The sequence below is a fragment of the Halorubrum sp. GN12_10-3_MGM genome, assembly GCF_005435235.1.
GTDB classification, from domain to species: domain Archaea; phylum Halobacteriota; class Halobacteria; order Halobacteriales; family Haloferacaceae; genus Halorubrum; species Halorubrum ezzemoulense.
Genome location: NZ_SGUB01000002.1, coordinates 101,432 through 124,278, shown reverse-complemented (window position 1 = coordinate 124,278; position 22,847 = coordinate 101,432). Strand labels below are relative to the sequence as shown.

The window sequence follows — 22,847 nt, the reverse complement described above, 5'->3', positions numbered from 1 at the left end:
GCGGGCAGCTAGTCGACCCGAGAGCGCCACGCGGCGGGGAGCCGGGCGTAGACCACCGCGTTGTCGACGAGCGCGTCGACCGGGACGTACTCGTCGGGGGCGTGGAGCGTGTCGGTCCCGAGGGCGAACTCGACGGTCGATATCCCGGCGTTCCGGAGCTTCTTGGCGTCGCCGCCGCCCGTGGCGCTCCGACGGAAGACGCGGTCCCCGGTGACCGCCGCCGCCGTCGACGCGACGGCGTCGACCAGCGGGCTGGCGGGGTCCTCTGTGGTGCCGACGCTCCAGGAAACGTCGGCGACCGTGATCCCCTCGCAGTCGGCGACGCAGTCGCGGATGGCCGCGAGCACGTCGGGCGTGTGGACGCCCGCCGTCAGCCGCACGTCGACCTCGGCGCGGGCGGACCCCGGGACGGCGTTCACCGCGTCGCCGCCCTCGAGGACGCCGAGGTTGATCGACGGGTACCGGAATAGGTCCCGAGCGGTCGCCTCGCCCATCGACGGGGCGTAGTACTCGACCGACTCCTCGACGATCGGCTCCATCTCGGCGTCGATCTCCAGCCGCTCGGCGCCGAACCGCTCGCGTATCGTCTCGACGGCGCCGTAGAGCCGGTCGACCGCGTTGACCCCGAGCATCGGTCGAGAGCCGTGCGCCGCCTCGCCGGCGGCTTCGAGCGTCAGCCAGATGCTCCCCCGGTCCGCGACCGTGACGGAGCGGCGACCCTCCTCGCAGGTCGGCTCGCCGATCACGCACGCGTTCGCGTCGAGCGCTCTGGCATCGAGCAGCGCCGGGAGCCCCGCGTCGCCGCCGACCTCCTCGTCGCTCACGAAGGCGAACAGGAGGTCGACGGGCGGCTCCGCGTCGGTCGCGACGACCGCCCGGAGCGCGAACAGCAGCGACGCCACGGCGCCCTTCATGTCGGTCGCGCCCCGGCCGTAGACGCGGCCGTCGGCGCGTTCGCCGAGCGGGTCGCGCGTCCACGCGTCGGCGTCGAACGGGACGGTGTCGAGGTGTCCGTTGTACAGCAGCGTTCGGTCGGACGCGCCGTCGACCCGGACGAGCAGGTTCGGCTTCGCCGGGTCGACGGCGAACCGCTCGACCTCGACCGGAAGCGGGTCGAGGAACCGCTCGATCGCCGCGACGATCTCGCGCGTGTCGCCGGGCGGGTTCGACGTGTCGACCGCGAGCAGATCGAGGGCCAGCGAGACCAGCTCCTCCCGGTGTGCTCGCACGTACTCGGCGGGAGCGTCGTCCGGGTCCGTCGGCGGCCGGGTCGCTCCCGTGTCTTCGGCCATGCCGTCCCCTTCGATCCCCAACGATTTATTTATTTTGTATATTTCGCACAATACTAATCGGTGAGCGTCGCGGTCGCCCGCGCGTCACGGTCCGGGCTGGAGCGACCGATCCCCGCGCTCGTCCGCCTCGCCGCCGTACCGGTCCTCGAACTCTTGGATGAGCTGACCGACGGTCGCGTACCAGCTGTTGAGCAGCTGCTGCATCTCGCGAGCGGCCTCCTCGGGCGTTCGCGGCCGGTAGACGTAGTAGTACCCGCCCTGATCGTAGTTCTCCTGTTGCTGGACGACGACGCCGGCGTCCACGAGCCGCGAGATCGACCGGTACGCCGTCGACCGCTCACACTCCAGCCGGTCCGCCACGTCGTCGACGGTGAGCCCTTCGTTCACTCCTTGGAGCGCCTGAAACACCGCCTGATCCCGCTCGTTGAGCCCGTGAATACACTCGAGGAGGTCGATACACCCCAAGTCCCGTTCGAGGTCGTCACGCACTGACGCGGTCATCGTATCGGACAATAGGGCGACAGAGTGGGTTAAAGTTGTTCCTAATTAGTACAATACTACTACAGTCGAGTCGGCGACAGTCCGGTTCAGTTCACGGCTGCTCCGCTCTCTCGGTAGGACATCCGAAGAGCCTTTGTTACGTAGGCCCAAGACGATACACGAATGACGCTTCCGATCGACCCGACGCAGATCGACCCGGACGACATCGGCGAAGAGCAGGCCACCCTCGAGATGGGCCACGAGGAGGCGATCGAACACGTCCGCGAGGTGTTCACCGACGCCGGATTCGGCGTCCCGGTCGAGTTCTCGCCGTCCGAGATGCTCAACGAGAAGGTCGACGCGGGTCGCGACCCCTACTACGTGCTCGGCGCGTGTAACCCGGCTGTCGCCGACCGGGCGCTCGACGCGACCGACAACAAGCTCGGCGCGCTCATGCCGTGTAACGTCGTCGTCTGGGAGGAAGCGCCCGGGACGCAGCGCGTCTATCACGTCTCTATCATGCGCCTCGCTCGCCTCGCGGGCATGGCGCCCGACGACGACGAGATGGCGGGCATCATCGCCGACACCGGCGAGATGGTCAACGAGGCGTTCGAGAACCTCTGACCACGCTCTGACACAGCCGTCCCTACGGCGTCGCCGGCGATCTGCTCGGCGGCACTCGCCGCCGGCGACGATCGGATCGGCGCGGTCTGCGCTCGGATCGGTGCGGCCGGCGCTTCGACCGACACGGACGTGACCCGGTTCCGTTCGCCTCGCCTCCGTGTCGACCCCGCTCGTCGCGATTCCACACCTACTTATCCGCGACCGCCGACGGGCCGATATGGACCTCGCCGATTCGCGCGTCCTCGTCACCGGCGGCGCCGGTCTCGTCGGAAGCCACCTCGCGGCCGACCTGCTCGACCGCGGCGCGACCGTCCGCGTCGCCGACGACCTCTCGAAGGGGACCCGCGACCGCGTCCCCGAGGGCGCGGCGTTCGTCGAAGCGGACATGACCGACCCCGACGACGTGGCGCGCGTCGTCACCGACGACCTCGATGTCGTCTTCCACTTCGCGGCGTACACCGACACGAACTACGACGACGACCGCGCGCTGTTCGAGGAGAACACCGAGATGACGTACAACGTCTTGGAGCGCATGCGCGAGGTCGGCGTCGACCGCTTCGCGTTCACCTCCTCCTCGACGGTGTACGGCGAGGCGCCGCGACCGACCCCCGAGGACTACGCCCCCCTCGAACCGATCTCGATGTACGGCTCCGCGAAGCTCGCGGACGAGGCGCTGATATCGACGTTCGCGCACTCCTACGGCGTCCGGACGTGGGTGTTCCGGTTCGCGAACATCGTCGGCCCGCGCCAGCGCGGCAACGTGATCCCCGACTTCATCGAGAAGTTAGCCGAGGATCCGACCGAACTGGAGATCCTCGGCGACGGCCGGCAGGAGAAGTCGTACATGCACGTCTCGGAGTGTGTCGACGCCATCCGGCACGTGGTCGAGAACGCAGACGCCGCGTACAACGTCTACAACCTCGGGACGCGGACGACGACCTCCGTCACCGACATCGCCGACATCGTGAGCGAGGAGCTCGGCGTCGACCCGGAGTACGCCTACACCGGCGGCGACCGCGGCTGGACCGGCGACGTACCGAAGATGCGGCTGTCGATCGAGAAGCTCGCCGCCCTCGGGTGGGAGCCGTCGGTCGAGAGCGACGCGGCGGTTCGGCGCAGTGCGCGCGAGCTGATCGACGAGATCGTGGAGTAGCGCGATCCCCTCCGACGAACTCCGCCGGTCGGGTGCGGACCGCGGAGGCGCTTCAGTCCCGCCGCAGGCGAACCGAAGGGGGTCCCGAACGCCGACCGGATCGCTCGACTGCCGAAGCTGTCCCGATAACCGACCGGAGGCGGCGGCGTCAACGGAGCGATACGGACGGCTGTTGCGCACACCCCGGTGGGTTTCCCGTGGCGGTGTCGCTCGCGGTTCGATCCGCGTCTCCGCCCGCCGCGCCGCTTCGGAAGGGCCTTTTAACCCGCCCGTCGAACGGACGGTATGTTCCGGCAGTTCCGGTCGGAGGTCGAGGCGGCGCTCGCGGACGCGCTCGACTCGCTCGCCCTCCCGACCGACGACCTCGGCATCGAACGCCCGCCCGACGACATGGACGCGACGCTCGCCTCCAGCGTCGCCTTCCGACTCGCGGGCGAGGTCGGCGACGCGCCGCCGAACGTCGCGGCGACTGTCGCCGAGGCGGTGTCGGTCGGGAACGCGGACTACGTCGCGAGCGTCGACACCGCGGGGCCGTACGTCAACTTCCACGCGAACGAGCGCTACCTCGCCGACACGCTCGACGCGGCCGCGGTCGACGCCGACTACGGCGCGCTCCCCGACCGCGACACGAGCGTCGTGGTCGAACACACCAGCGCGAACCCGACCGGCCCCGTCCACGTCGGCCGCGCGCGCAACCCCATCGTCGGCGACGCGGTCGCGAACCTCCTCGCGTACGCCGGCTACGACGTGGACCGCCACTACTACGTCAACGACGCGGGCCGGCAGATGGCGGTGTTCACCTGGGCGTACGAGCGGTTCGACGAGTCGGACCTCGACGCGGAGCCCGCCCGCGACCGCGCCGAGTACGACCTCGTGCGCTACTACCGGAAGGGGAACGCCTTCTTAGAGGAGGCGGACGACGACGCGGTCGAGGCCGCGGAGGCGGAGATCCAGTCGATTCTCCAGGGGCTCGAGGCGGGCGACGAGGAGACGTACGAGCGCGTCGGCGAGGTCGTCGACGCCGTCCTCGGTGGAATGAAGGCGTGCCTCGGCCGCCTCCCCGCGGAGTTCGACGAGTTCGTCAAGGAGACGCGGTTCATGCGCGACGGATCCACCGACGACATCGCGGGCCGGCTGAAAGAGACCGACCACGCCGTCTACGAGGAGGACGCCTGGCAGCTGGAGCTCGACGAGTGGGGGATCGACAAGAACCTCGTCTTCCTCCGCTCGGACGACACGAGCCTCTACACGACCCGCGACCTGGCGCACCACGAGTGGAAGTTCGCGAACTACGACCGCGCCGTCACCGTCCTCGGCGAGGACCACAAGCTCCAGGCCGACCAGCTCGACGCGACCCTCGAACTGCTCGGCAACGACACCGACCGCCTCGGCCACGTCATCTACTCGTACGTCAACCTGCCCGAGGGGAAGATGTCGACCCGGCGGGGGACCGGCGTGATGCTCGACGACCTGCTGGACGAGGCGATCGACCGCGCTCGCGACGCCGTCGAGTCGCGCATGGACGACCGCATCCGCGACGACGACCTCACCGACGAGGACGTCGAGCGCATCGCCCACCAGGTCGGGATCGGCGCGGTCCGGTACGACATCGTCTCCAAACAGCCCGCGAAGGCGATCACCTTCGAGTGGGAGGACGCGCTCGACTTCGAGGCGCAGTCGGCGCCGTTCGTCCAGTACGTCCACGCGCGCTGCGCCGGCATCCTCGGCGAGGCGGCCGCCGCCGGGATCGACGTGCCGGGCGTGACGGCGGACGCCGACGGCGAGGTCGACCCCGACGCCTTGGACGTCGACGCGGGCGCGCTCGAAACCGACGCGGCCCGCGAGCTCCTCCGCGAGGTCGCGCGCTTCCCCGCCGCAATCGAGGCCGCCGCGGACGACTTGGAGCCGCACACGATCGCGACGTTCACCCGCGAGTTCGCGGACGCGTACAACGCCTTCTACCGCGAGTGCCCCGTCGTGACCGCCGAGACCGAGGCCCTGCGGGACGCCCGGCTCGCGCTCGTCGCGGCCGCGAAGCACACGATGGCGAACGCGCTCGACGTGCTGGGCGTCGAGGCGCCGGAGTCGATGTAAATCGAGGGTATCCCGCCCTCCGTCGCCCGGAGCGGGGCTCCGAGCGATCCACCGCCAAACGCGGCCGAGACGGACGCTTCCGCCCGTATCGACAGGTCAAAGATTACTTACACGCACGCGACCGTATTCGGAGTAATGAGTAGCGACGCACAGGAGGCGAACGCGGACCGCCGGAAGTACGAGTTCCGCAAGGTCATCGAGGAACTCAAGGAGTACGAGGGCTCCGGCACCCAGCTCGTCACCATCTACATCCCCGAGGACAGGCAGATCTCCGACGTGGTGGCGCACGTCACCCAAGAGCACAGCGAGGCGTCCAACATCAAGTCCAAGCAGACGCGGACGGCCGTTCAGGACGCGTTGACGTCGATCAAGGACCGGCTGCGCTACTACGACACCTTCCCGCCGGACAACGGGATCGTGATATTCTCGGGCGCCATCGACAGCGGCGGCGGCCAGACCGACATGGTCACCCGGACGCTGGAGTCGCCCCCGCAGCCCGTCGAGTCGTTCCGCTACCACTGCGACTCGGAGTTCCTCACCGAGCCGCTCGAACACATGCTCGAGGACTCCGGGCTGTTCGGGCTCATCGTCTTGGACCGCCGCGAGGCGAACGTCGGCTGGCTGAAGGGGAAACGCGTCGAGGCGGTCAAGTCCGCCTCCTCGCTCGTCCCCGGCAAACAGCGGAAGGGGGGTCAGTCCGCACAGCGATTCGCCCGCCTGCGCCTCGAAGCGATCGACAACTTCTATCAGGAGGTCGCTGGGATGGCCAACGACCTGTTCGTCGACAAGCGCCACGAGCTCGACGGCATCCTCGTCGGCGGTCCCTCGCCGACCAAAGACGAGTTCCTCGACGGCGACTACCTCCACCACGAGCTTCAGGACAAGGTGCTCGGCAAGTTCGACGTGGCCTACACCGATGAGTCCGGCCTGAAAGACCTCGTCGACAACGCCAGCGAGGCGCTCGCCGACCAGGAGATCGTCGAGGACAAACGCAACATGGAAGAGTTCTTCGAGAAGCTCAACACCGGGCAGGAGGCGACCTACGGGTTCGAGCAGACCCGCCGCAACCTGATCATGGGATCGGTGGACCGCCTGCTCATCTCCGAGGACCTTCGCTCCGACGTCGTCGTCTACGAGTGCCCCGACGGCCACGAGGAGTACGAGGTTGTCGACGCCCGCCACTCGACGCCGGACCACGAATGTAGCGAGTGCGGCGAGGCGGCCGAGGTCGAGGAGCGAGAGGACGTCATCGAACACCTGATGGCCATCGCCGAACAGCGCGGGACGGACACGAAGTTCATCTCCACGGACTTCGAGAAGGGCGAACAGCTGCTCGACGCGTTCGGCGGCATCGCCGGTATCCTGCGGTACTCGACCGGAGTCTAAGGACCTCTGAAGAAGTTTCTGCGGCCGTTTTACTGCTGTTCCGGCTCGACCGGCCCCGGCGCGATCTCCAAACACGCGCAGGCGTCGGACTCCGGGTCGAAGCAGTCCGGACACTCCGGCTGCCGGTCGATGATCGTGTCGAGCCGCTCGGCGACCGTGTCGTCGATGACGGCCTCGAGCTCCCGGGCCTCGGCCTGATAGTCCTCGACCGCGAGGACGTTCGCGAGGAACCGCTCGATGATACAGTAGGTCTGGAGGGCGTCCCTGGCCCGGACGATGCCGTCGTCGGTCAGCTTGACGCCCTTGTACTTCTCGTGTTCGGCGAGCCCGCGCTCTTCGAGCTTGCCGATCATCTCGTTGGCGCTGGCCGGGCTGACGCCGAGCGCATCGGCGATCGACCCGGTCGAGGCGGGTCCGTCTTCGCTGTCCTGTACGACGTATATCGTCTTGAGGTACTGATCTGCGGTGTTCACGGCTGTCCTCCGTCGGCGCTCGTCGGCGACTCGTCTGTCCGGTTCATCGGCGCTCCATGACCTCCGTGACCTCGCGTACGCCCTCGGCCTCCTCGTCGCGGATCGCCGCCAGGGTCGCGATCAGCTCCTCGCGGTCGACCGAGAACGACCCGTCGGACCCCTCGATCGCCTCGATGAGGTCGTCGTAGAACTTGTACGCCGTCTCCTCGTTGCACAGCTGGTCGTACAGCACGTCGTCGAAGTCCTCCGGCCGCGTCCGCCCGTAGCGGGCGTCGACGAGCGACTCGATCTCGTCGAACGGGACGCTGTCGACGCCGAGCCCGTCGATGAGCGACTCCAGCCGCTCGCGGTGGTCCGCCGACTCCTCGGCCGCGTCCGCGAGGAGCGTCTCCACCTCCGCGTCGAGTTCGGCGTCCAACTGCTGGTAGTGGCGATGCGCTCGCGCTTCGACGACCTCCTCCAGCACGATTCCGATCTGGAGCAGCCGCGCGAGTTGGTCGTCGGAGGCGACCCGCTGGCTCACGCTCACCGCGACCACCCGAGACGGCACGATACGCGGGTTCGCATACGAACAACTCGGGCGTCGTCGGTCTTAAGCGGTTCCCCTCGCTCGCCGGTCGCTCCGGGACTCCGGGCGGGGCTGAAAAAATCCGTTCGGCGCCGGCGGCTTACTGGAGCCGCTCGAAGACGAGCTCCTCGACGTCGTCGCGGAACTCGTCGACCGCGATTTCCTCTAGGACGGGCACGAAGAAGCCCTCGACGAGCATGTTCCGGGCCGTCCGCGAGTCGATCGAGCGGCTCTCGAGGTAGAACAGGTCCTCGGCGTCGACCTGTCCGACCGTCGCGGAGTGGGACGCCTCGGTGTCGTGGTTGTGGATGATCAGCTTCGGCGACGCGTCGGCCTCGGCGTCGTCCGACAGCATCAGCGTGTTTTCGCGCTGGTAGCTGGAGGTGTTCCACGCGTCCTCGCCGACGTCCTGAACGCCCTCGTAGACGGAGCGCGCCACGTCGTCGAGCACGCCGCGGGTGACGAGGTCGGCGGTCGTCTGCTCCGCCTGGTGCCACACGCGGGCGTTGATGTCGAAGTGCTGGTCGTCCGTGCCGAAGAACGTCCCGACGATCTGGCTCTCGGAGCCGTCGCCCTCGAGCTCGGTTTCGATGTCGGAGCGGGTGAGCTTCGAGCCGAAGTTGCTCTCGATCCAGTCGACCGTCGCGTACGTGTCGGTCACGCCGCGCTTCAGCGAGTAGGTGTAGGCGTCGTCGTCGAGGTTCTGGAGCGAGCCGAACTGGACGTTCGAGTTCTCGCCCGCGACGACCTCGACGAGGTTCGAGAAGTACCGGTCGCCGCTCACGTCGGCGTCGCCCGACGTGATCGACTCGAGGATCGTCACCGACGACGACTCCTCGGCGACGACGAGCGTCTGGCTGAACAGCGAACGGGAGTTCATCTCCGCGCGCACCGTCACGTCCTCGACGTCGACGCCCTCGGGGACGTAGACGAACGTACCGGTGGTGAACAGCGCGACCGAAAGCGCCGTGAGATAGTTGTGTTCGGGGTCGAGGACGGAGCCGAAGTTCGCCTCGATGACGTCGCCGTACTCGGCGAGCGCCTCGGTGAACGGCAGCACGACGACCTCGTCGTCGCCCGCGGTCCGCTCGGTCTCGTCCGCCTGGTTCAGCGGGTCGACGAGCGACTCGAAGTCCAGCGCCTCGAGGTCGGTCCAGCGGCGGCCCGGCGTCTGGATGACGTCGGGCAGCTCCGCGGTCTCCAGCGCGGCCAGCGCGTTCAGACGGGTCTCCAAGAGCCACTCGGGCTCGTCGCGTTCGTCGGCGATGCGTCGTACCGTGTCCTCCGAGAGGCTCTCGATTGCTTGCGTGCTCATGTTATCCGAGCGAACCCTCCATCTCGAGTTCGACGAGGCGGTTCAGCTCGACGGCGTACTCGATCGGCAGTTCCTCCGTGATCGGCTCGATGAACCCGGAGACGATCATCTGTTTGGCGTCGTCGTCGTCGAGCCCGCGCGACTGGAGGTAGAAGATGTCCTCGTCGCCGATCTTCCCGACGGTTGCTTCGTGAGCGACGTCGACTTTCGACTCGTTGATCTCCATGTACGGCATCGTGTCAGACGTCGACTCGTTGTCGAACATCAGCGCGTCGCACTCGACGGCCGTCGAGGAGTTTTCGGCGCCGTCCGCGATGTGGACGAGCCCGCGGTAGTTGGTGCGGCCGCCGTCCTTCGCGATCGACTTCGACTCGACCGTGGACTTCGTGTCCGGCGCGTTGTGGTACACCTTCGCGCCGGTGTCGATGTCCTGGCCCTCGCCCGCGAAGGCGATGGTTATGTGGTTATCCGAGGCACCGCGGCCCTTCAGGATCGTCGAGGGGTACAGCATCGTCGCCTTCGAGCCCATCGAGCCGGAGATCCACTCCATGCGCCCGCCCTTCTCGGCGATGGCGCGCTTCGTGTTGAGGTTGTACGTGTTCTTCGACCAGTTCTGGACGGTCGAGTACTGGACGTGGGCGTCCTCGCCCACGAACACTTCGACGCCGCCCGAGTGGAGGTTGAACGCCGAGTACTTCGGCGCGGAACAGCCCTCGATGTAGTGGACCTCGGAGCCCTCCTCGGCGATGATGAGCGTGTGCTCGAACTGACCCATCCCCTCGGAGTTCATCCGGAAGTACGCCTGGACCGGCATCTCCACGGTGGTGTTTTCGGGGATGTAGACGAACGAGCCGCCCGACCAGATGGCGCCGTGAAGCGCCGCGAACTTGTTGTCGCTCGGGGGGACGCACTTCGTCATGAAGTGCTCGCGGACGAGTTCTTCGTGCTCCTGGACGGCCTTGTCCATGTCACAGAAGATGACGCCCTTCTCCTCCCACCGCTCCTGCATGTTCTGGTAGACGATCTCGGACTCGTACTGCGCGCCGACGCCCGAGAGCGCGTTCTTCTCCGCCTCCGGGATGCCCAGCTTGTCGAACGTGTCCTGGATCTCCTCGGGGAGGTCTTCCCAGCTCTCGGCGCCGCCGCGGGCCTCGATGTCCGGGCGGATGTACGGTACGATCTCGTCGATGTCGATCTCGGAGAGGTCCGGCTGGCCGGGCCAGTCGGTCGGCATCGGCATCTCCTGGAACTGCTCGAGCGCGCGCAGGCGTCGCTCCAGCATCCACTCCGGTTCGTCCTTGTCCTCCGAGATGACGCGGACCGTCTCCTCGGTGAGACCCTTCTCGGTCTGGAAGGCGGACTTCTCCTCCTTCTTGAACTCGAAGCGAGCCTCGGTGTCTGTCTCCTTGAGGTCGTCCTGTTGTGAACTCATAGTGTATTGTTACTGATTCCCGTGTTTACGTGTGTCGCGTGCCCACATTCGGTTACGCCGCCTCGTAGGCGTCTTCGCGGACCCAGTCGTACCCCTCGTCCTCGAGCTTCTCGGCGAGCTCCGCGCCGCCGCTCTTGACGACTTCCCCGTCGAGCATGACGTGGACGTGGTCGGGCTCGACGTAGTCGAGGATGCGCTGGTAGTGCGTGATCTGGAGGACGCCCGTGCCCTGCTCGTCGCGGAGCGCGTTGATCCCCTTCGAGACGTCTTTCAGGCGGTCGATGTCGAGCCCCGAGTCGATCTCGTCGAGCACGGCGACGCTCGGCTCCAGCATCGCGGCCTGGAGGACCTCGTTCTGCTTCTTCTCGCCGCCGGAGAACCCGGCGTTGAGGTAGCGCTGCATGAACTTCTCGTCCATGTCGAGGAGCTCCATCTTCTCGGAGAGAATCTCCTGGAACTCGGCGACGCCGATCTCGCCGTCGTCGGCGGGGCCCTCCATCGGGGAGGTCTCGTACCCCTCGTCGTCGTCCTCGGCCTCGGCCTCGGCGGCCTCCTCCTCCTCGTCTTCGAACAGCTCCTCGCGCTCGTCCGCCTTCGCGTTGAGCGCCTGTCGGAGGAAGTTCGTCATCGTGACGCCCTCGATCTCCGCGGGGTACTGGAAGCCGAGGAAGATGCCGAGCGCGGCGCGCTCGTTCGGCTCCAGCTCCAGGAGCTCCCAGTGATAGTCCTCGTCGTCGAGGTCGACGTCCACGTCGGCGACGTCGGCCTCGTCGAGGTGGAGCAGAATCTCACCGCCGGTGACCTCGTAGGCGGGGTGGCCGGCGATCACTTTCGCGAGCGTCGACTTCCCCGAGCCGTTCGGTCCCATCAGCGCGTGGATGTCGCCCGACTCGACGGTCAGATCGACGCCGAGAAGGATGCGTTCGCCGCCCTCTTCCGCCACTCGTGCGTGAAGATCGTTGATTTCGAGAGTAGCCATATGTATTCTCGTGCCTCGTACATCGATGGTGGGGGTTGAGGGGGTTAATGGTTACGCATCTCCCCGTCAAAAATCGCATATCGACCAAGAAATTTTCTAGCAATCGAAAACTGCTTTCCAGAGAGCGCGTTCGCGCTCGTCGGCAGTCACATGAACGAGCCGAGTCCGGTCTGTTCTTGCCCCGTCTTCACCTCCTCCCACGACATCCCGAGCGCCTCGATCACGCGCTCTATCGGCCCCTTGAGCGTCTTGTCCAGCATCTTCTCCCAGTCGACCTCGAACTCCTCGGGCACCTGATCGGCGTACTCGAAGCAGATCACGTCCGGGTCGCGCTTGAACTCCCCGTACAGGGGGTCGCGCTGGGGGTCGAGCCCTTCCTCCTCCTCCATTCGCCTCCAGAAGTCCGGGTGGACCTTCTCGATGTACAGCCGCTTCGGCTTCGACCCGCTCCCGAAGTTCGTCCCGAGCATGCGGTTGGCGTACTTCGCGCCGCGGACCTGCGCGGTCGGCGTGTCGTAGGCGTCGAGCTGCTTGCCGATCCCGCCGGGGATCCCGATCTCGTCGAGGTCCACGTCGCCGTCGAGCACCCGCGCGATGACGCCTTCGAGGTACGACTTCACCTCCTCCATGTCCTCGTCGATGTCGTCGCCGGTGACGATCGTCTCGATGACGTTCTGTTGGACCTCCTTCGTGATCCCGGCGATGTCCGAGCGCTTGTACTCGAAGCCGGTGATGTCGATGTCGTCGACGTCTTTCCCCTCCTTCCAGACGATGTGGCCCGCGTACCGCTTCTTCTTGCCCGCCTGGAAGAAGCGCCGGTAGAGCTTCTCGAACTCGATCTCGAAGCGGTGCTCGTCGGCGTTGAGCTCGTCGCGCGCGAAGTCGTCGTAGCGCTCGTTGATGTGGTCCTCTATCTCGAAGGAGGTCTCGATCGCCTCCCGTTCCGACATGTCAGAAAGGGATAGCATAACCGAGTCGGTGTCACCATAAGCTACCTGATAATTAAGCTCTTCTGCCGCCTCCTCCGTGAAGTCGATGACCTCGCGGCCGGTCGCAGTAACGGCTGCCGCGCCCTCTTTGTCGTAGAGGCGGAACCGATCCCATCCCGTAACCCCATATAACGAGTTCATAATAACCTTGACAGCTCCCTGCTGCCGGTCGTACTGCTCGTACGGCTCGGTGCCCGGGTCGTGGTCGTTCCGGAGCGCCTTCTTCTCCTCGCGCTCGGAGAGCAGCTCGTCGACCATCTCGCGCATGATCCCGTCCGGCTCCTTCCGGAAGTGGGTCCCGTTGGGCGCGACGTACGTCTCGCCGCCGTACTCGTCGGGGTCGACCTTCGTCTCCGGGCCGGCGTTGATCGTCACCATACACATCGGGTAGAGGCTCTTCAGGTCCTGGACCGTCACCATCTCCTTGACGCCCGTGATCGGGTCGAAGACGGCCCCGCCCTCGAACTCCTCCGACTCCTGTTGGCCCTTCGTCGGGAGCGCGAACTTCCCGAACGCCTTGTGGAGGACGTACATGTCGACGGTGTCGCCTGGCGTCGGCGCGTCCTCGATCTTACAGCCGACGAAGGTGCGCACCTCGTCCCAGAACGCGATCACGTCCTGCTTGCGGTCGATCTCCACGCACAGCTCCACGTCGCGGATGCTGTACTCCAGTAAGCGCTCGGGGTCCTGCTCCCAGAGGTCGCCGATGTCGCCCGTGTAGCGCTCCTTGCCGACGCCGAGCTCGCGCTCGCCGACCGCGTCGAGGCGGTACGACTCCAGCTCGGTGAACATCGTGCGTTTGTAGGCGTACAGCAGGTCGAAGACGACCCGGCCCTTCACGTCCGGGCCGCCCCAGCCGGAGCGCCACACCTCGCCGATCCGGGAGAGCCGGTCGACGTCGAGGTCGTACTCGCTCCCGTCGTCGAGCACCTCCAGCCGGTCGAGGACGTACGGCGCGTCGAAGTCCTCGAAGTTCCACCCGGTCAGGAGGTCCGGGTCGGTGTCGTCGATGTACTCGACGAACGCGTCGAGCATCGCGGCCTCCTCGTCGAACGTGCGGACCCTGAAGTCGACCTCCGCGCCGTCGCCGACGATCCCCTCGTACTCCGGGAGGTCTTCCGGCGGGGGAATCTCGGCCTCCGGCGCGTCGTACAGCCAGACGACGTACTCGTCCTCGTAGGAGTCGTGGCTGGTGAGACAGATGATCGGCTCCTCGCCGTCCTCGGGGAAGCCGCGGCGGTCGTCCACCTCGATATCGAAGGTGTTCACGCGCAGGTCGGCGTCGACCTCGGCCGGTTCGAGGTGCCCCTCGTGGACCTGAATCGTCTCTTCCCCGTCGTCGAGGCGCCGCTCCTCGACGCGGATGCCGCCGTTGATCCCGTTGTCGATCAGGAAGCGGTTCGGGAAGAGGATGTCCGCCTCGAAGCTGGTCGCGAAGTCGTCGCGGATGTTCCCCACGTCGCGCGGGGTCCGGGTGACGATCCGGGTGAGCGGCTCACCGCGGATGCTCTCGTAGGGCTCGCCGTCGGGGCCCGCCTCGCGCGTCCCGATCACCACGTCGTACTCCTCGACGGGGTCGCGGTCGAGGTCGGCCGTCGGGACGTAGAAGTACGGCTCGACGCCCAGCACGCGGAGGTGTTCGACCACGTCGTGGTCGGCGTCCTCGACGTGTTCCGCCGGTCGCCGGCCAAACACATGGACGACCGGGTACTCGTCGCTGCCGTACCCCTCGACGGCGTAGTCGATCTGGGTGATCATCAGTTCGACGGTCCCCGTCGACTCCGGGAACTTCGCCTCGTCCACGTCGACCACGTCGTTCACGTGGCCCCGTCCGCCCCCGGCGACGACGGCCGCCTCCTGCGCGGCCAGCTCCTCCCGTTCGGTGTCCGTGTCGCCGTCGGCCTCGCCGTCCGCGTCCCCGGCCGACGAGAAGTCCGACAGCCCCGACTGAGTCATATCCGTCCTTCGGCGTCACCCGGCTAAAAAACACGGCTTTCGGGTGCGGCGAGGTATCCCGCCACGGAAAGGCATATATTGTGTGACTTCTTACCACGGCCCATGTCTTCGGACCCACGTTCCGGACCCCAGGCGGCTCGCCCGGCCGACTCCGACGCGGTCGACGCCGAGGTGGAGGTGTACGAGGACGACGGGAACGTGGTGCTTTTCGACGCGACGAACCCCCTCGCCTGGGTCGAAGCGAGCCGAACGGTGCGGCTCGCCGACGCGCTCTGACCGGCCCGCCGACCCCGCGCGCTCCGTCCGTCTCCTCCCGTAGCCGCGGCGTCGCCCGGACGGAACCCCTTTGCCCCGGCCCGGCGTAGGTGCGGGCGTGTTCAGCCTCGACGAGGACGACGAGGGCGAGATCTCCGTCGGCGAGAGCTCCGACGCCGAGCGGGAGATGACGCCCGACATCCCCAAAGCCCCGTCGGTGAAGACGTTCGACGATGGCGGCGACTTCGAGGGGGCGAGCGACGTCGACCAGGGGACCCTCCGCGCGTTCGTCGTCGCCGTCGTCTACGCCAACGCCGCCGTCCTCCTCGTCGCGCTCGGCCCCATGGTGTGGTTCTTCGAGGGGTGGTCGCGGGCCGGCCCGGCGCTGCTCGTCGCCGGTCTCCTCGCCGGGGTCCGAACGTACCAGACGTACCGGTCGTGGCGGCGCTCGCAGGGCGAGGCCGACGAGTCGGAGTCGGATCCCCCCGAAGAGGCCGATGACACTGATGCCGACTCCACCGCTGATCCCCCGGAAGCGTAATGTCCGACGGGGCGCTGGTTCGACCATGCAGACGGTCCGTGACGGCGACGGCGAGACGTACCTCCTCGTGAAGCGATCCGCCGAGTCGAGTCGCGTGCGCGACCCCGCGACCGGCGCGGAGCGGTACGTCGACAACGAGGAGCTCAGCGTCGTCGACGGCGAGTCGCCGCTCGCGACCGCCGCTTCGGGCGTGCCGGAGCCGGTCCGCCGGACGCTCGGGGCGGTCCGCGACGACCGCTCGCTCGGCCTGCTCGCCGTGGTCGCCGACGAGGGACCGATCGCCGCGATCGACCTCCTCGACGCGGCCGACATGTGCGAGTCCGACCTTCACGGGACGCTCACGGAGTTCCGTGCGGCGGGACTGGTCGACGAGGCCGAGGTCGCGGGGCGACGCGGCTACGAGGCGACCCCGGTCGCGGCCGAGGCGCTGGGGCTGTTGCGGGACGGGTCGGCGGACGAGGGCGACGAGGTTGGTGAGGGCGACGGCGACTGATATCTCACATATAACCGCGATCTGCGGCCGGCTGCGGCTGTTCGCTTATAAATTGTTGATCTAGATCGACGGCGAACAGCTCAAAGCCCCGGCCGCGAGGCTGCCCATTTGAGCCCCACCCGACCGCGACCGCACGGCACCTCACGCCTCCCCAGCCTCGTCGGGCGCGTCCTTCGGGCTCCCTTCGGTCGCCCTCGGAGCGCCCGACTCCCTCGCGCGTGTTCCTCGCGGCCGCCGGTGGCGGCCGCTCGCAGGCACGCGCCGACGTGGAGGTGCGAGCCGTCGCCGCCGTCCCTCTCAGCGGCGGCGTCGCCGCGGGCTTCTACCGTTCCTGCCGCCGTCTGATCTATATAAAAGGACCCGGTGAAGCGGCGGTGACGCTCAGTCGTCCGCGAGCGACGCGACGTCGAGCTCCGCCGCGTCCTCCCGGCGGACGGTCGAGCGGTTCGAGCGCGGGTCCTTCTCGACGGTGACCAGCTCGTCGGCCGCGCCCACCAGCTCGTCGTCGTGGCTCACGATGACGATCTGGCGCACGCCGAACCCGCGCATCTCCTCGACCAGCCGGACGAGCCGCGAGACGTGCCCGGAGTCGAGGAACACCGTCGGCTCGTCGAGGATGAGCGGCGGCGTCGGCGCCGCGCCCTCGATCCCCTCCGAGAGCAGCCGGTAGATCGCGCAGCGCAGCGAGAGGTTGAAGAGGGCGCGCTCCCCGCCGGAGAGCTGCTCGGGGTCGAGCGGCTCGCCGTCCTTCTGGTAGACGGTGAGGACGTACTCGCCGTCGAGCTCGATGTGCGAGTAGGCGTCGTTCCCGTAGACGAGCTCGAACGTCTCGTTGAGCGTGCGCTCCAGCTCGGTGACGTTGCGCTGGCGGAGCTCCGCCCGCAGGTCGCCGTACATCGTCTCCAGCTCGCTCGTCTCTTCGTGGAGCGTCTCGAGCGCGTCCACCCGATCGCCGAGCGCTTCGCGCTCCTCCCGGAGCCCCTCTAGCTCGCGGATGTCGCCTTTCACTCCGCCGATCGCGTTCTGAAGCTCCTCTCTCCGCTCGTCGAGTCGCTCGAGCTCGCCGGCGACCCTCTCGAGGTACTCCACCGCCTCTTCCTTCCGCTCTTTCGCCGTCTCGACGGCGGACTCGTCGACGGCGTCGGCGAGCTCGTCGCGCCGCTCGCGCTTGTCCGCCAGTCGGTCGCGCCGCTCGTCGTTCACCTCCGCCAGGTTCTCGCGCTTCTCGCGGCGCCGCTCGATCTCGTCTTCGGCGTCCGCGATCGCCGACAGGCGCTCCTCGACCGCCGTCACCGCCTCACGGGCGTCCGCGACCGCCTCCAGATCGGCTTCGAGTTCCTCGACGCGCGCCGCGGCGGCCTCCGCCTCCTCGCGCTTCTCCGCGGCGACCTCACGCGTGTCCTCGGCCTCAGCGCGGAGCTCGGCGGCGCGCTCGCGTTTCTCCGCGGCCTGCTCGCGCTTCCGCTCCGCCGCCGCGCGCTTCTCCTCGGCGCGCTCTTCGAGGGTCGCGATCCGCTCGTCGATCTCGTCGAGTCTGTCCGCCGCGCTCGCGAGCTCGTCCAACTCCGCGACCTGCTCGTCGAGGTCGCCCTCGCGCTCGCGGGCGGCCTCCAGCTCGGATTCGAGCTCCGCCACTCGCTCGCGATCCTCGCCGATCCCGCTCGCGTGCGGCGAGTCCTCGACCGGCTGGCCGCACTCCGGGCACTTCCCGGCCGCGAGCAGCGCCTCCGCCTCCTCGACGCGCTCGCGGGCGTTCTTCAGCTCCGCCGACAGCTCGGCGATTCGCTCGCGGATTCCTCCCCGCTCGTCGCGCAGCGTCTCGCGCTCGTCGGCGACGCCGTCGCGGTCGACGTCGGCGGCCGCGAACCGTTCGCGGAGCTCCGCCGCCTCCTCGCGGAGCGTCTCGATCGACGACTCGCGCTCCGCCGCCTCCTCCGCCGCCGTCTCGGCCTCGTCGTCGAGGTCGTCGGCCTCGGACTCGATCTCCTCCGCGCGCTCGGTGCGGTCGTCGGCCTTCCCGGCGAGGTTCGTCGCTTGGTTCCGCAGCCCCTCGGCGTTCACCCGCGCGTCGTCGAGGTCCGTGCGGATCGATTCCTCACGGTCGTCGAGTTCCGCGCGCCGGTTCGCGACGGCCGCCTCGGTCGGCGCGTCGAGGCCGGCGTCGTCGAGTCGGTCGTCGATCGCGGCCTCGACCTCGGCGATCCGCTCGCGGGCCTCGCCGATCGCGTCGCGGTGGTCGTCGCGATCGCGCTCGGCCTCCCGGATCGCGGCCTCGATCTCGTCGATCTCGGCCTCGACCGACTCCAGCTTCTCCCGCTTTTCCGCGTGGGTCTCCAGCGTCTCCGCGGCCGCGTCGCGCGTCTCCTTCGCCTGCTCGCGCTGGGCCTCGTACCGGTCGATGTCGTCGGTGACGTCGCCGAGCTCGCCCTCAAGCTCGTTGAGCCGCGCGTGGAGGTCGCGGTCCTCCTTCGCGGCGATCTGCTCGTCGAGCTGGTCGAGCCGCCCGCGGCGGTTCTCCAGCACGTCCTCGACGCCGAGCCGGGCGTCACCGGCGCGCTCGCGGTACTCCTCCAGCTTCCCGAGCTGGAGGAGGTCGTCGATCGTGTCCTGCCGCTCCCGGGGCGTCGCGTTGATCAGCTTGTTCACCTCGCCCTGCCGGACGTACGCGCAGTTGACGAACGCCTCGGCGTCCATGCGCAGCAGTTCGGTGACGAACTCGCGGACGGCGCGCGCGCCGTCGCGGGCCACGTCGCTCCCGTCGGTCGACTCGAGCGTACACTTGTGGTCGATCCGACCGTCGTATGATTTGAGTCGCCGCTCGACCCGGTAGGAGACGCCGTCGTGGGTGAACCACAGTTCGACCTCCGTCTCCTCCTCGCCGTTCGTGATGACGTCTCCGAGGGTCCCGTCGAGCGCCTTCGACCCGTACAGCGCGAAGAAGCAGGCCTCAAGCAGCGACGACTTCCCGCTGCCGTTGAGCCCGTGGATCACGGTGACGCCCTCGGTCAGCCGCAGGTCGGCGTCGCCGTACGGCTTGAAGTTCGCGAGGCGGACGCGGTCGAACTTCACAGGTAGTCCTCCATGGAGACTTGGCCATCCGTCGACGCCGGGTCGGAGTCCTCGGGCTCCGCGGCCTCCGGCTCGGTGTTCGGCTCCGTCGGCTCCGACGCGTCGCCGTTCGGTTCGGCTCCGCCGCCGTCCCATTCGTCTCCGTCGGCGTCCGATTCGGCTCCGTCGCCGCCGGCCTCGACGGCGTCGAACGCGTCGAGATCACCGTCTCCGTCCAGCCGCTCCTCGACCCTGCGTTTCACCGTCTCGCGGACGTTCGCGTCGGAGACGGTGTCCTCGCGGACCGCGCGCTCCACGTCGCGCGCGGCGCTCGAGAGCGCCATCTCGTCGAGTCGGTCGCGGACCGCGTCCTCCGGGTCGGCGAAGCTCACGTCCACCTCGCCGTCGGCGTCGACCTCGCGTCGGTCGACGACGCGCGCGATGAGCGCGCCCTCGTCGGTCGCGAACTCCTCGACGGCAGCCGGCGTCACCGGGTCACCCTCCCCGGTGATCTCCACGTGGACGACCGCCTCCGCGAGGTCGAACTCGCGCACGCGCTCGCGGACCCGCGACTCGCCCTCGCCCTCGCGCAGTTCGACGGAGACGAAGACGAACGGGCGCGTGTCGAGCGCGCGGCGCCGGATCTCCACGCGGTCGTCGCCGCCCGCCGTGTCGGCGTCGAAGACGACGAGGTTGTAGCCGCGGCCCTCGCGTTCGCTCGCGCTCGCGCGCTCCGTCGACCCGGGGTACGTGACCCACGTGTCTGCGACCTCGGCGGTGTCCGGGGTGTGGTTGTCGCCGAGGAGCATCGCGTCGAAGGCGACGTCGCTCTCCGTCAGCACGGTCTCGGTGTCCCAGTCGGCGTAGCCGAACGGCTCGAAGAGACCGTGCGCGACCAAGGCGGCGTAGTCGGCGTCGTGGTCGGCGAAGGCGTAGTCGAGGTCGTCGCGCCGCGAGACGGGGACGTGGTCGAGGCCGTAGAAGGCGGTGTCGCCCACGACGACCGGCTCGTCGCCGAGCCGGGTGGCGAGCCCCAGCCGCTCGAAGAGGTCGAGCCACTGGCCGCCCCGCGTCGACTCGTGGTTACCGACGACCGCGAGGAAGGGGATTCCGGCGTCGTCGAGCCGACGGAGGACGGAAATCGTCCCCATCAGGTCTTGGAGGTCGGGCCGGCGGTCGTGGAAGAGGTCGCCCGCGTGGACGACCGCGTCGACGCCGCCGTCGACCGCGTCGTCGACCACGGCCTCGAAGGCGTCGAGGAAGTCCTGGCGTCTGACCGGCGAGTGGTACTGCGAGTACCCGATGTGGGTGTCGCCGGTGTGGATCACCCGTGTCATCTGTCCGCGTCTTGGCCGGTGTCCGGCTTAGGGATTCCGGGGCCGGAGCGGAAGTGATCGCGCTCGGCGCCGCCGGCTCGGTCGCCGATGCTGTCTCGGTCGGCGTCGCTCCCGGCGTTCGCCTCGCGGTCGTTTCCGGGGGCGTCGCCCGCCGCCGCCCGCCGGAACGACCGGTACGCGGCGAGCGCGCCGCGCCCCCGCTCGACGGCGGCGTCGTCGTCCGCGCGGTCCGCGGCGTCAATCGCTTCCGCCAGCCCGTCGAGCCCGATCGCGTCGACGAATCCGGCCGCGCGCCGGAGGTCGGATCGCGCGGCGTCCGCCTCGTCGATCACGGCGACGTACGGACGTCTCGCGGTGTCGGTTCGAGTCGCGAGCGCGGCCAGCGCGCGCTTGACGGCGGTAGTCGAGACCACGGGACGACTGCCGCGGTATCGCCGATAAATCGTCGCACGCGGGCGGTCCGGGCGTCAGCGTCGGCGGCGGATCGGGCGGTCCGCGCTCAGATACCCAGCGAGTACAGCCGCTTGCGGGCGTCAGTGAAGGAGAACCGCGAGTCGACGACGTCCTCCTCCTCGAGCCGCGACAGCGCGTACCGGACCGTCCGGGGCGGGAGCAGCGTCTCCTCGGCCAGTTCGCTCTGCGTCAGCGTGTCGTTGTAGTCTAACACCTTCGCGACCAGCTTGGCGCTCGGCGGCAGGTCGCGAACGGCCGCCCAGCGGTCCGCGGTCCCGTCGTCGGCGGTGACGGCGTCGGTCGTGCTCATTCGTATACCGATCCTTGGCATGCCGGATAATAATATTTACTATCCATTTTGATTACTACTGAGAATTATTTCCCGTCAAACCTGCGAATCAGCGTAGACCCGGACCGCCGTCGTTCGGTGGTTCGCCGGCGGTACGGCCGCCATCGTGCCCCCACCCGAAGCCTCTTATCCGCGAGACCCTTTAATAAACACAATGAGCGATACGGTCGACGACGTCGACATGCCTTACGAGGGCTCGGCGTCGAAACAAGAGAAGATCGACTCCTTACAGGAGCGGCTCGACGTCCTCGAGTCGCAAAACGAGGAGATGCGCGACAAGCTCCTCGACGCCAACGCGGAGAACAACAAGTACCAGCAGAAGCTCGAGCGGCTCACTCACGAGAACAAGAAGCTGAAGCAGTCCCCGCTGTTCGTGGCGACGGTCCAAGAGATAACGCCCGACGGCGCCGTGATCAAACAGCACGGGAACAACCAGGAGGCGCTCACCGAGATCACCGACGAGCTGCGCGAGCAGCTCGACCCCGACGACCGCGTCGCGGTCAACAACTCGCTTTCGGTGGTCAAGAAGCTGGAGAAGGAGACCGACGTCCGCGCCCGCGTGATGCAGGTCGAACACTCCCCGGATGTCACCTACGCCGACATCGGCGGGCTCGAAGACCAGATGACGGAGGTCCGCGAGACGGTCGAGATGCCCCTCGAACACCCCGACATGTTCGAGGACGTGGGCATCACGCCCCCGAGCGGCGTGCTGCTGTACGGCCCGCCGGGCACCGGAAAGACGATGCTCGCGAAGGCGGTCGCCAACGAGACGGACGCGACGTTCATCAAGATGGCCGGCTCCGAGCTGGTACACAAGTTCATCGGCGAGGGCGCGAAGCTGGTCCGGGACCTGTTCGAGGTCGCCCGCGAGAACCAGCCCGCCGTCCTCTTCATCGACGAGATCGACGCCATCGCCTCGAAGCGGACGGACTCGAAGACTTCGGGCGACGCTGAGGTCCAGCGCACGATGATGCAGCTACTCAGCGAGATGGACGGCTTCGACGAGCGCGGCGAGGTCCGCATCATCGCCGCCACCAACCGCTTCGACATGCTCGACCCCGCGATCCTCCGTCCCGGCCGCTTCGACCGGCTCATCGAGGTTCCCAAGCCGGAGACCGAGGGCCGCGAGATCATCTTCCAGATCCACACCCGCAACATGAACCTCGCCGACGGGGTCGACTTCGCGGAACTCGCCGAGCTGACACCGGACGCCTCCGGCGCCGACATCAAGGCGATCTGTACGGAGGCCGGGATGTTCGCTATCCGCGACGACCGCACGGAGGTCACGCTCGACGACTTCCTCGAGGCCCACGAGAAGCTCCGGCAGGACGAGGAGACGAACGCCGACGACTCGCTGGCGTTCGCCTGAGACCCGGACGACCACAGATCGAGACCCGCCGATCGCCGTTTTCACCCCTCGGGCGTTGACGAAAGCGCCCCGCTACAGCGCCGTGACGGCTAGGTACGGGACGACGAAGACCAGCAGGAACACCAGTCCGACCGCGATACCGTAGCCGGCGCCGACGCCGGCGAGCGCGAGCCACCCGTCGTCGAGCGCGTCAGCGATGTACATAGCGGAGGGATCGCCGCCCGGAACTTAAATCCGCACGCTCACGTCCGGCGTGGACGC

The 22,847-nt window shown here is 68.1% G+C and carries 21 protein-coding genes; 8 read left to right on the top strand and 13 right to left on the bottom strand.

What is annotated here, in order from left to right; translation table 11 throughout:
* Positions 1-8: 8 nt before the first annotated feature.
* Together EXE47_RS02280 and EXE47_RS02275 are read right to left on the bottom strand one after the other, a co-directional pair.
* A complete protein-coding gene (locus tag EXE47_RS02280) occupies positions 9-1,292 on the bottom strand; it encodes a M20 family metallopeptidase (protein WP_089308653.1) in 1,284 nt (427 codons plus the stop codon).
* An 84-nt stretch (positions 1,293-1,376) separates the two neighbouring features.
* On the bottom strand, positions 1,377-1,793 hold the full coding sequence (locus tag EXE47_RS02275; RefSeq protein ID WP_167373090.1) for a helix-turn-helix domain-containing protein: 417 nt from the start codon (positions 1,791-1,793) through the stop codon (positions 1,377-1,379).
* A gap of 162 nt (positions 1,794-1,955) precedes the next feature.
* On the opposite strand from EXE47_RS02275, the gene EXE47_RS02270 reads away from it, so the two are divergent.
* From EXE47_RS02270 to prf1, 4 genes are all read left to right on the top strand, one after another.
* The gene (locus tag EXE47_RS02270; RefSeq protein WP_089308652.1) at positions 1,956-2,396 is read left to right on the top strand and encodes a DUF302 domain-containing protein; all 441 of its coding nucleotides are present in this window, start codon (positions 1,956-1,958) and stop codon (positions 2,394-2,396) included.
* 217 nt (positions 2,397-2,613) lie between these two features.
* Positions 2,614-3,549, top strand: coding sequence for an NAD-dependent epimerase/dehydratase family protein (locus EXE47_RS02265; RefSeq protein WP_089308651.1), 936 nt, complete (start codon positions 2,614-2,616; stop codon positions 3,547-3,549).
* A 285-nt stretch (positions 3,550-3,834) separates the two neighbouring features.
* Positions 3,835-5,643, top strand: coding sequence for an arginine--tRNA ligase (gene argS / locus EXE47_RS02260; RefSeq protein ID WP_089308650.1), 1,809 nt, complete (start codon positions 3,835-3,837; stop codon positions 5,641-5,643).
* Positions 5,644-5,778: 135 nt separating this feature from the next.
* Entirely contained in the window at positions 5,779-7,029 is a 1,251-nt protein-coding gene (gene prf1, locus EXE47_RS02255) for a peptide chain release factor aRF-1 (RefSeq protein WP_089308649.1), read from the top strand.
* 29 nt (positions 7,030-7,058) lie between these two features.
* Here the strand turns inward: prf1 and EXE47_RS02250 are convergent, their stop codons facing one another.
* The 6 genes from EXE47_RS02250 to EXE47_RS02225 form a co-directional block, all read right to left on the bottom strand.
* Positions 7,059-7,502, bottom strand: coding sequence for a metal-dependent transcriptional regulator (locus EXE47_RS02250; protein ID WP_049932320.1), 444 nt, complete (start codon positions 7,500-7,502; stop codon positions 7,059-7,061).
* Positions 7,503-7,545: 43 nt separating this feature from the next.
* Positions 7,546-8,031 carry a rubrerythrin gene (locus EXE47_RS02245; protein ID WP_049932324.1) on the bottom strand — a complete coding sequence of 162 codons (486 nt, stop codon included), beginning with the start codon at positions 8,029-8,031 and terminating at the stop codon, positions 7,546-7,548.
* A gap of 139 nt (positions 8,032-8,170) precedes the next feature.
* Positions 8,171-9,385 (bottom strand): Fe-S cluster assembly protein SufD, encoded by a 1,215-nt coding sequence (gene sufD / locus EXE47_RS02240; protein ID WP_049932321.1) that lies wholly within the window; start codon positions 9,383-9,385, stop codon positions 8,171-8,173.
* Between the two features lies 1 nt (position 9,386).
* Positions 9,387-10,817, bottom strand: coding sequence for a Fe-S cluster assembly protein SufB (gene sufB, locus EXE47_RS02235; protein ID WP_137707978.1), 1,431 nt, complete (start codon positions 10,815-10,817; stop codon positions 9,387-9,389).
* Between the two features lie 52 nt (positions 10,818-10,869).
* A complete protein-coding gene (locus tag EXE47_RS02230; protein WP_049931712.1) occupies positions 10,870-11,796 on the bottom strand; it encodes an ABC transporter ATP-binding protein in 927 nt (308 codons plus the stop codon).
* A gap of 146 nt (positions 11,797-11,942) precedes the next feature.
* Positions 11,943-14,741: a DNA-directed DNA polymerase gene (locus EXE47_RS02225; protein ID WP_137707977.1), complete on the bottom strand. Its 2,799-nt coding sequence runs from the start codon at positions 14,739-14,741 to the stop codon at positions 11,943-11,945.
* A 102-nt stretch (positions 14,742-14,843) separates the two neighbouring features.
* On the opposite strand from EXE47_RS02225, the gene EXE47_RS18620 reads away from it, so the two are divergent.
* The 3 genes from EXE47_RS18620 (at position 14,844) to EXE47_RS02215 (ending at position 16,030) form a co-directional block, all read left to right on the top strand.
* A complete protein-coding gene (locus tag EXE47_RS18620) occupies positions 14,844-15,017 on the top strand; it encodes a hypothetical protein (RefSeq protein ID WP_167373101.1) in 174 nt (57 codons plus the stop codon).
* Positions 15,018-15,114: 97 nt separating this feature from the next.
* Positions 15,115-15,537: a hypothetical protein gene (locus tag EXE47_RS02220; protein ID WP_086216173.1), complete on the top strand. Its 423-nt coding sequence runs from the start codon at positions 15,115-15,117 to the stop codon at positions 15,535-15,537.
* Positions 15,538-15,562: 25 nt separating this feature from the next.
* Positions 15,563-16,030, top strand: a complete 468-nt coding sequence (locus EXE47_RS02215) for a hypothetical protein (protein WP_086216174.1) — start codon at positions 15,563-15,565, stop codon at positions 16,028-16,030.
* Between the two features lie 381 nt (positions 16,031-16,411).
* On the opposite strand, the gene rad50 is transcribed toward EXE47_RS02215, so the two are convergent.
* The 4 genes from rad50 to EXE47_RS02195 form a co-directional block, all read right to left on the bottom strand.
* Positions 16,412-19,099, bottom strand: coding sequence for a DNA double-strand break repair ATPase Rad50 (gene rad50 / locus EXE47_RS02210; RefSeq protein ID WP_137707976.1), 2,688 nt, complete (start codon positions 19,097-19,099; stop codon positions 16,412-16,414).
* Positions 19,096-20,415 (bottom strand): DNA double-strand break repair protein Mre11, encoded by a 1,320-nt coding sequence (mre11, locus tag EXE47_RS02205; protein ID WP_137707975.1) that lies wholly within the window; start codon positions 20,413-20,415, stop codon positions 19,096-19,098. Before mre11 ends, rad50 begins: the two co-directional genes overlap by 4 nt.
* Positions 20,412-20,828: a hypothetical protein gene (locus tag EXE47_RS02200; RefSeq protein ID WP_094592910.1), complete on the bottom strand. Its 417-nt coding sequence runs from the start codon at positions 20,826-20,828 to the stop codon at positions 20,412-20,414. The genes mre11 and EXE47_RS02200 overlap by 4 nt, the downstream gene beginning before the upstream one ends.
* Before the next feature lie 86 nt (positions 20,829-20,914).
* Entirely contained in the window at positions 20,915-21,178 is a 264-nt protein-coding gene (locus EXE47_RS02195; RefSeq protein ID WP_049931722.1) for a helix-turn-helix domain-containing protein, read from the bottom strand.
* A gap of 193 nt (positions 21,179-21,371) precedes the next feature.
* Here EXE47_RS02195 and EXE47_RS02190 point away from each other — a divergent pair, with 193 nt between their 5' ends.
* Positions 21,372-22,586 carry a proteasome-activating nucleotidase gene (locus EXE47_RS02190; RefSeq protein ID WP_049931723.1) on the top strand — a complete coding sequence of 405 codons (1,215 nt, stop codon included), beginning with the start codon at positions 21,372-21,374 and terminating at the stop codon, positions 22,584-22,586.
* 72 nt (positions 22,587-22,658) lie between these two features.
* Here the strand turns inward: EXE47_RS02190 and EXE47_RS19175 are convergent, their stop codons facing one another.
* Positions 22,659-22,790 (bottom strand): hypothetical protein, encoded by a 132-nt coding sequence (locus EXE47_RS19175; protein ID WP_254921855.1) that lies wholly within the window; start codon positions 22,788-22,790, stop codon positions 22,659-22,661.
* Between the last annotated feature and the right edge of the window lie 57 nt (positions 22,791-22,847).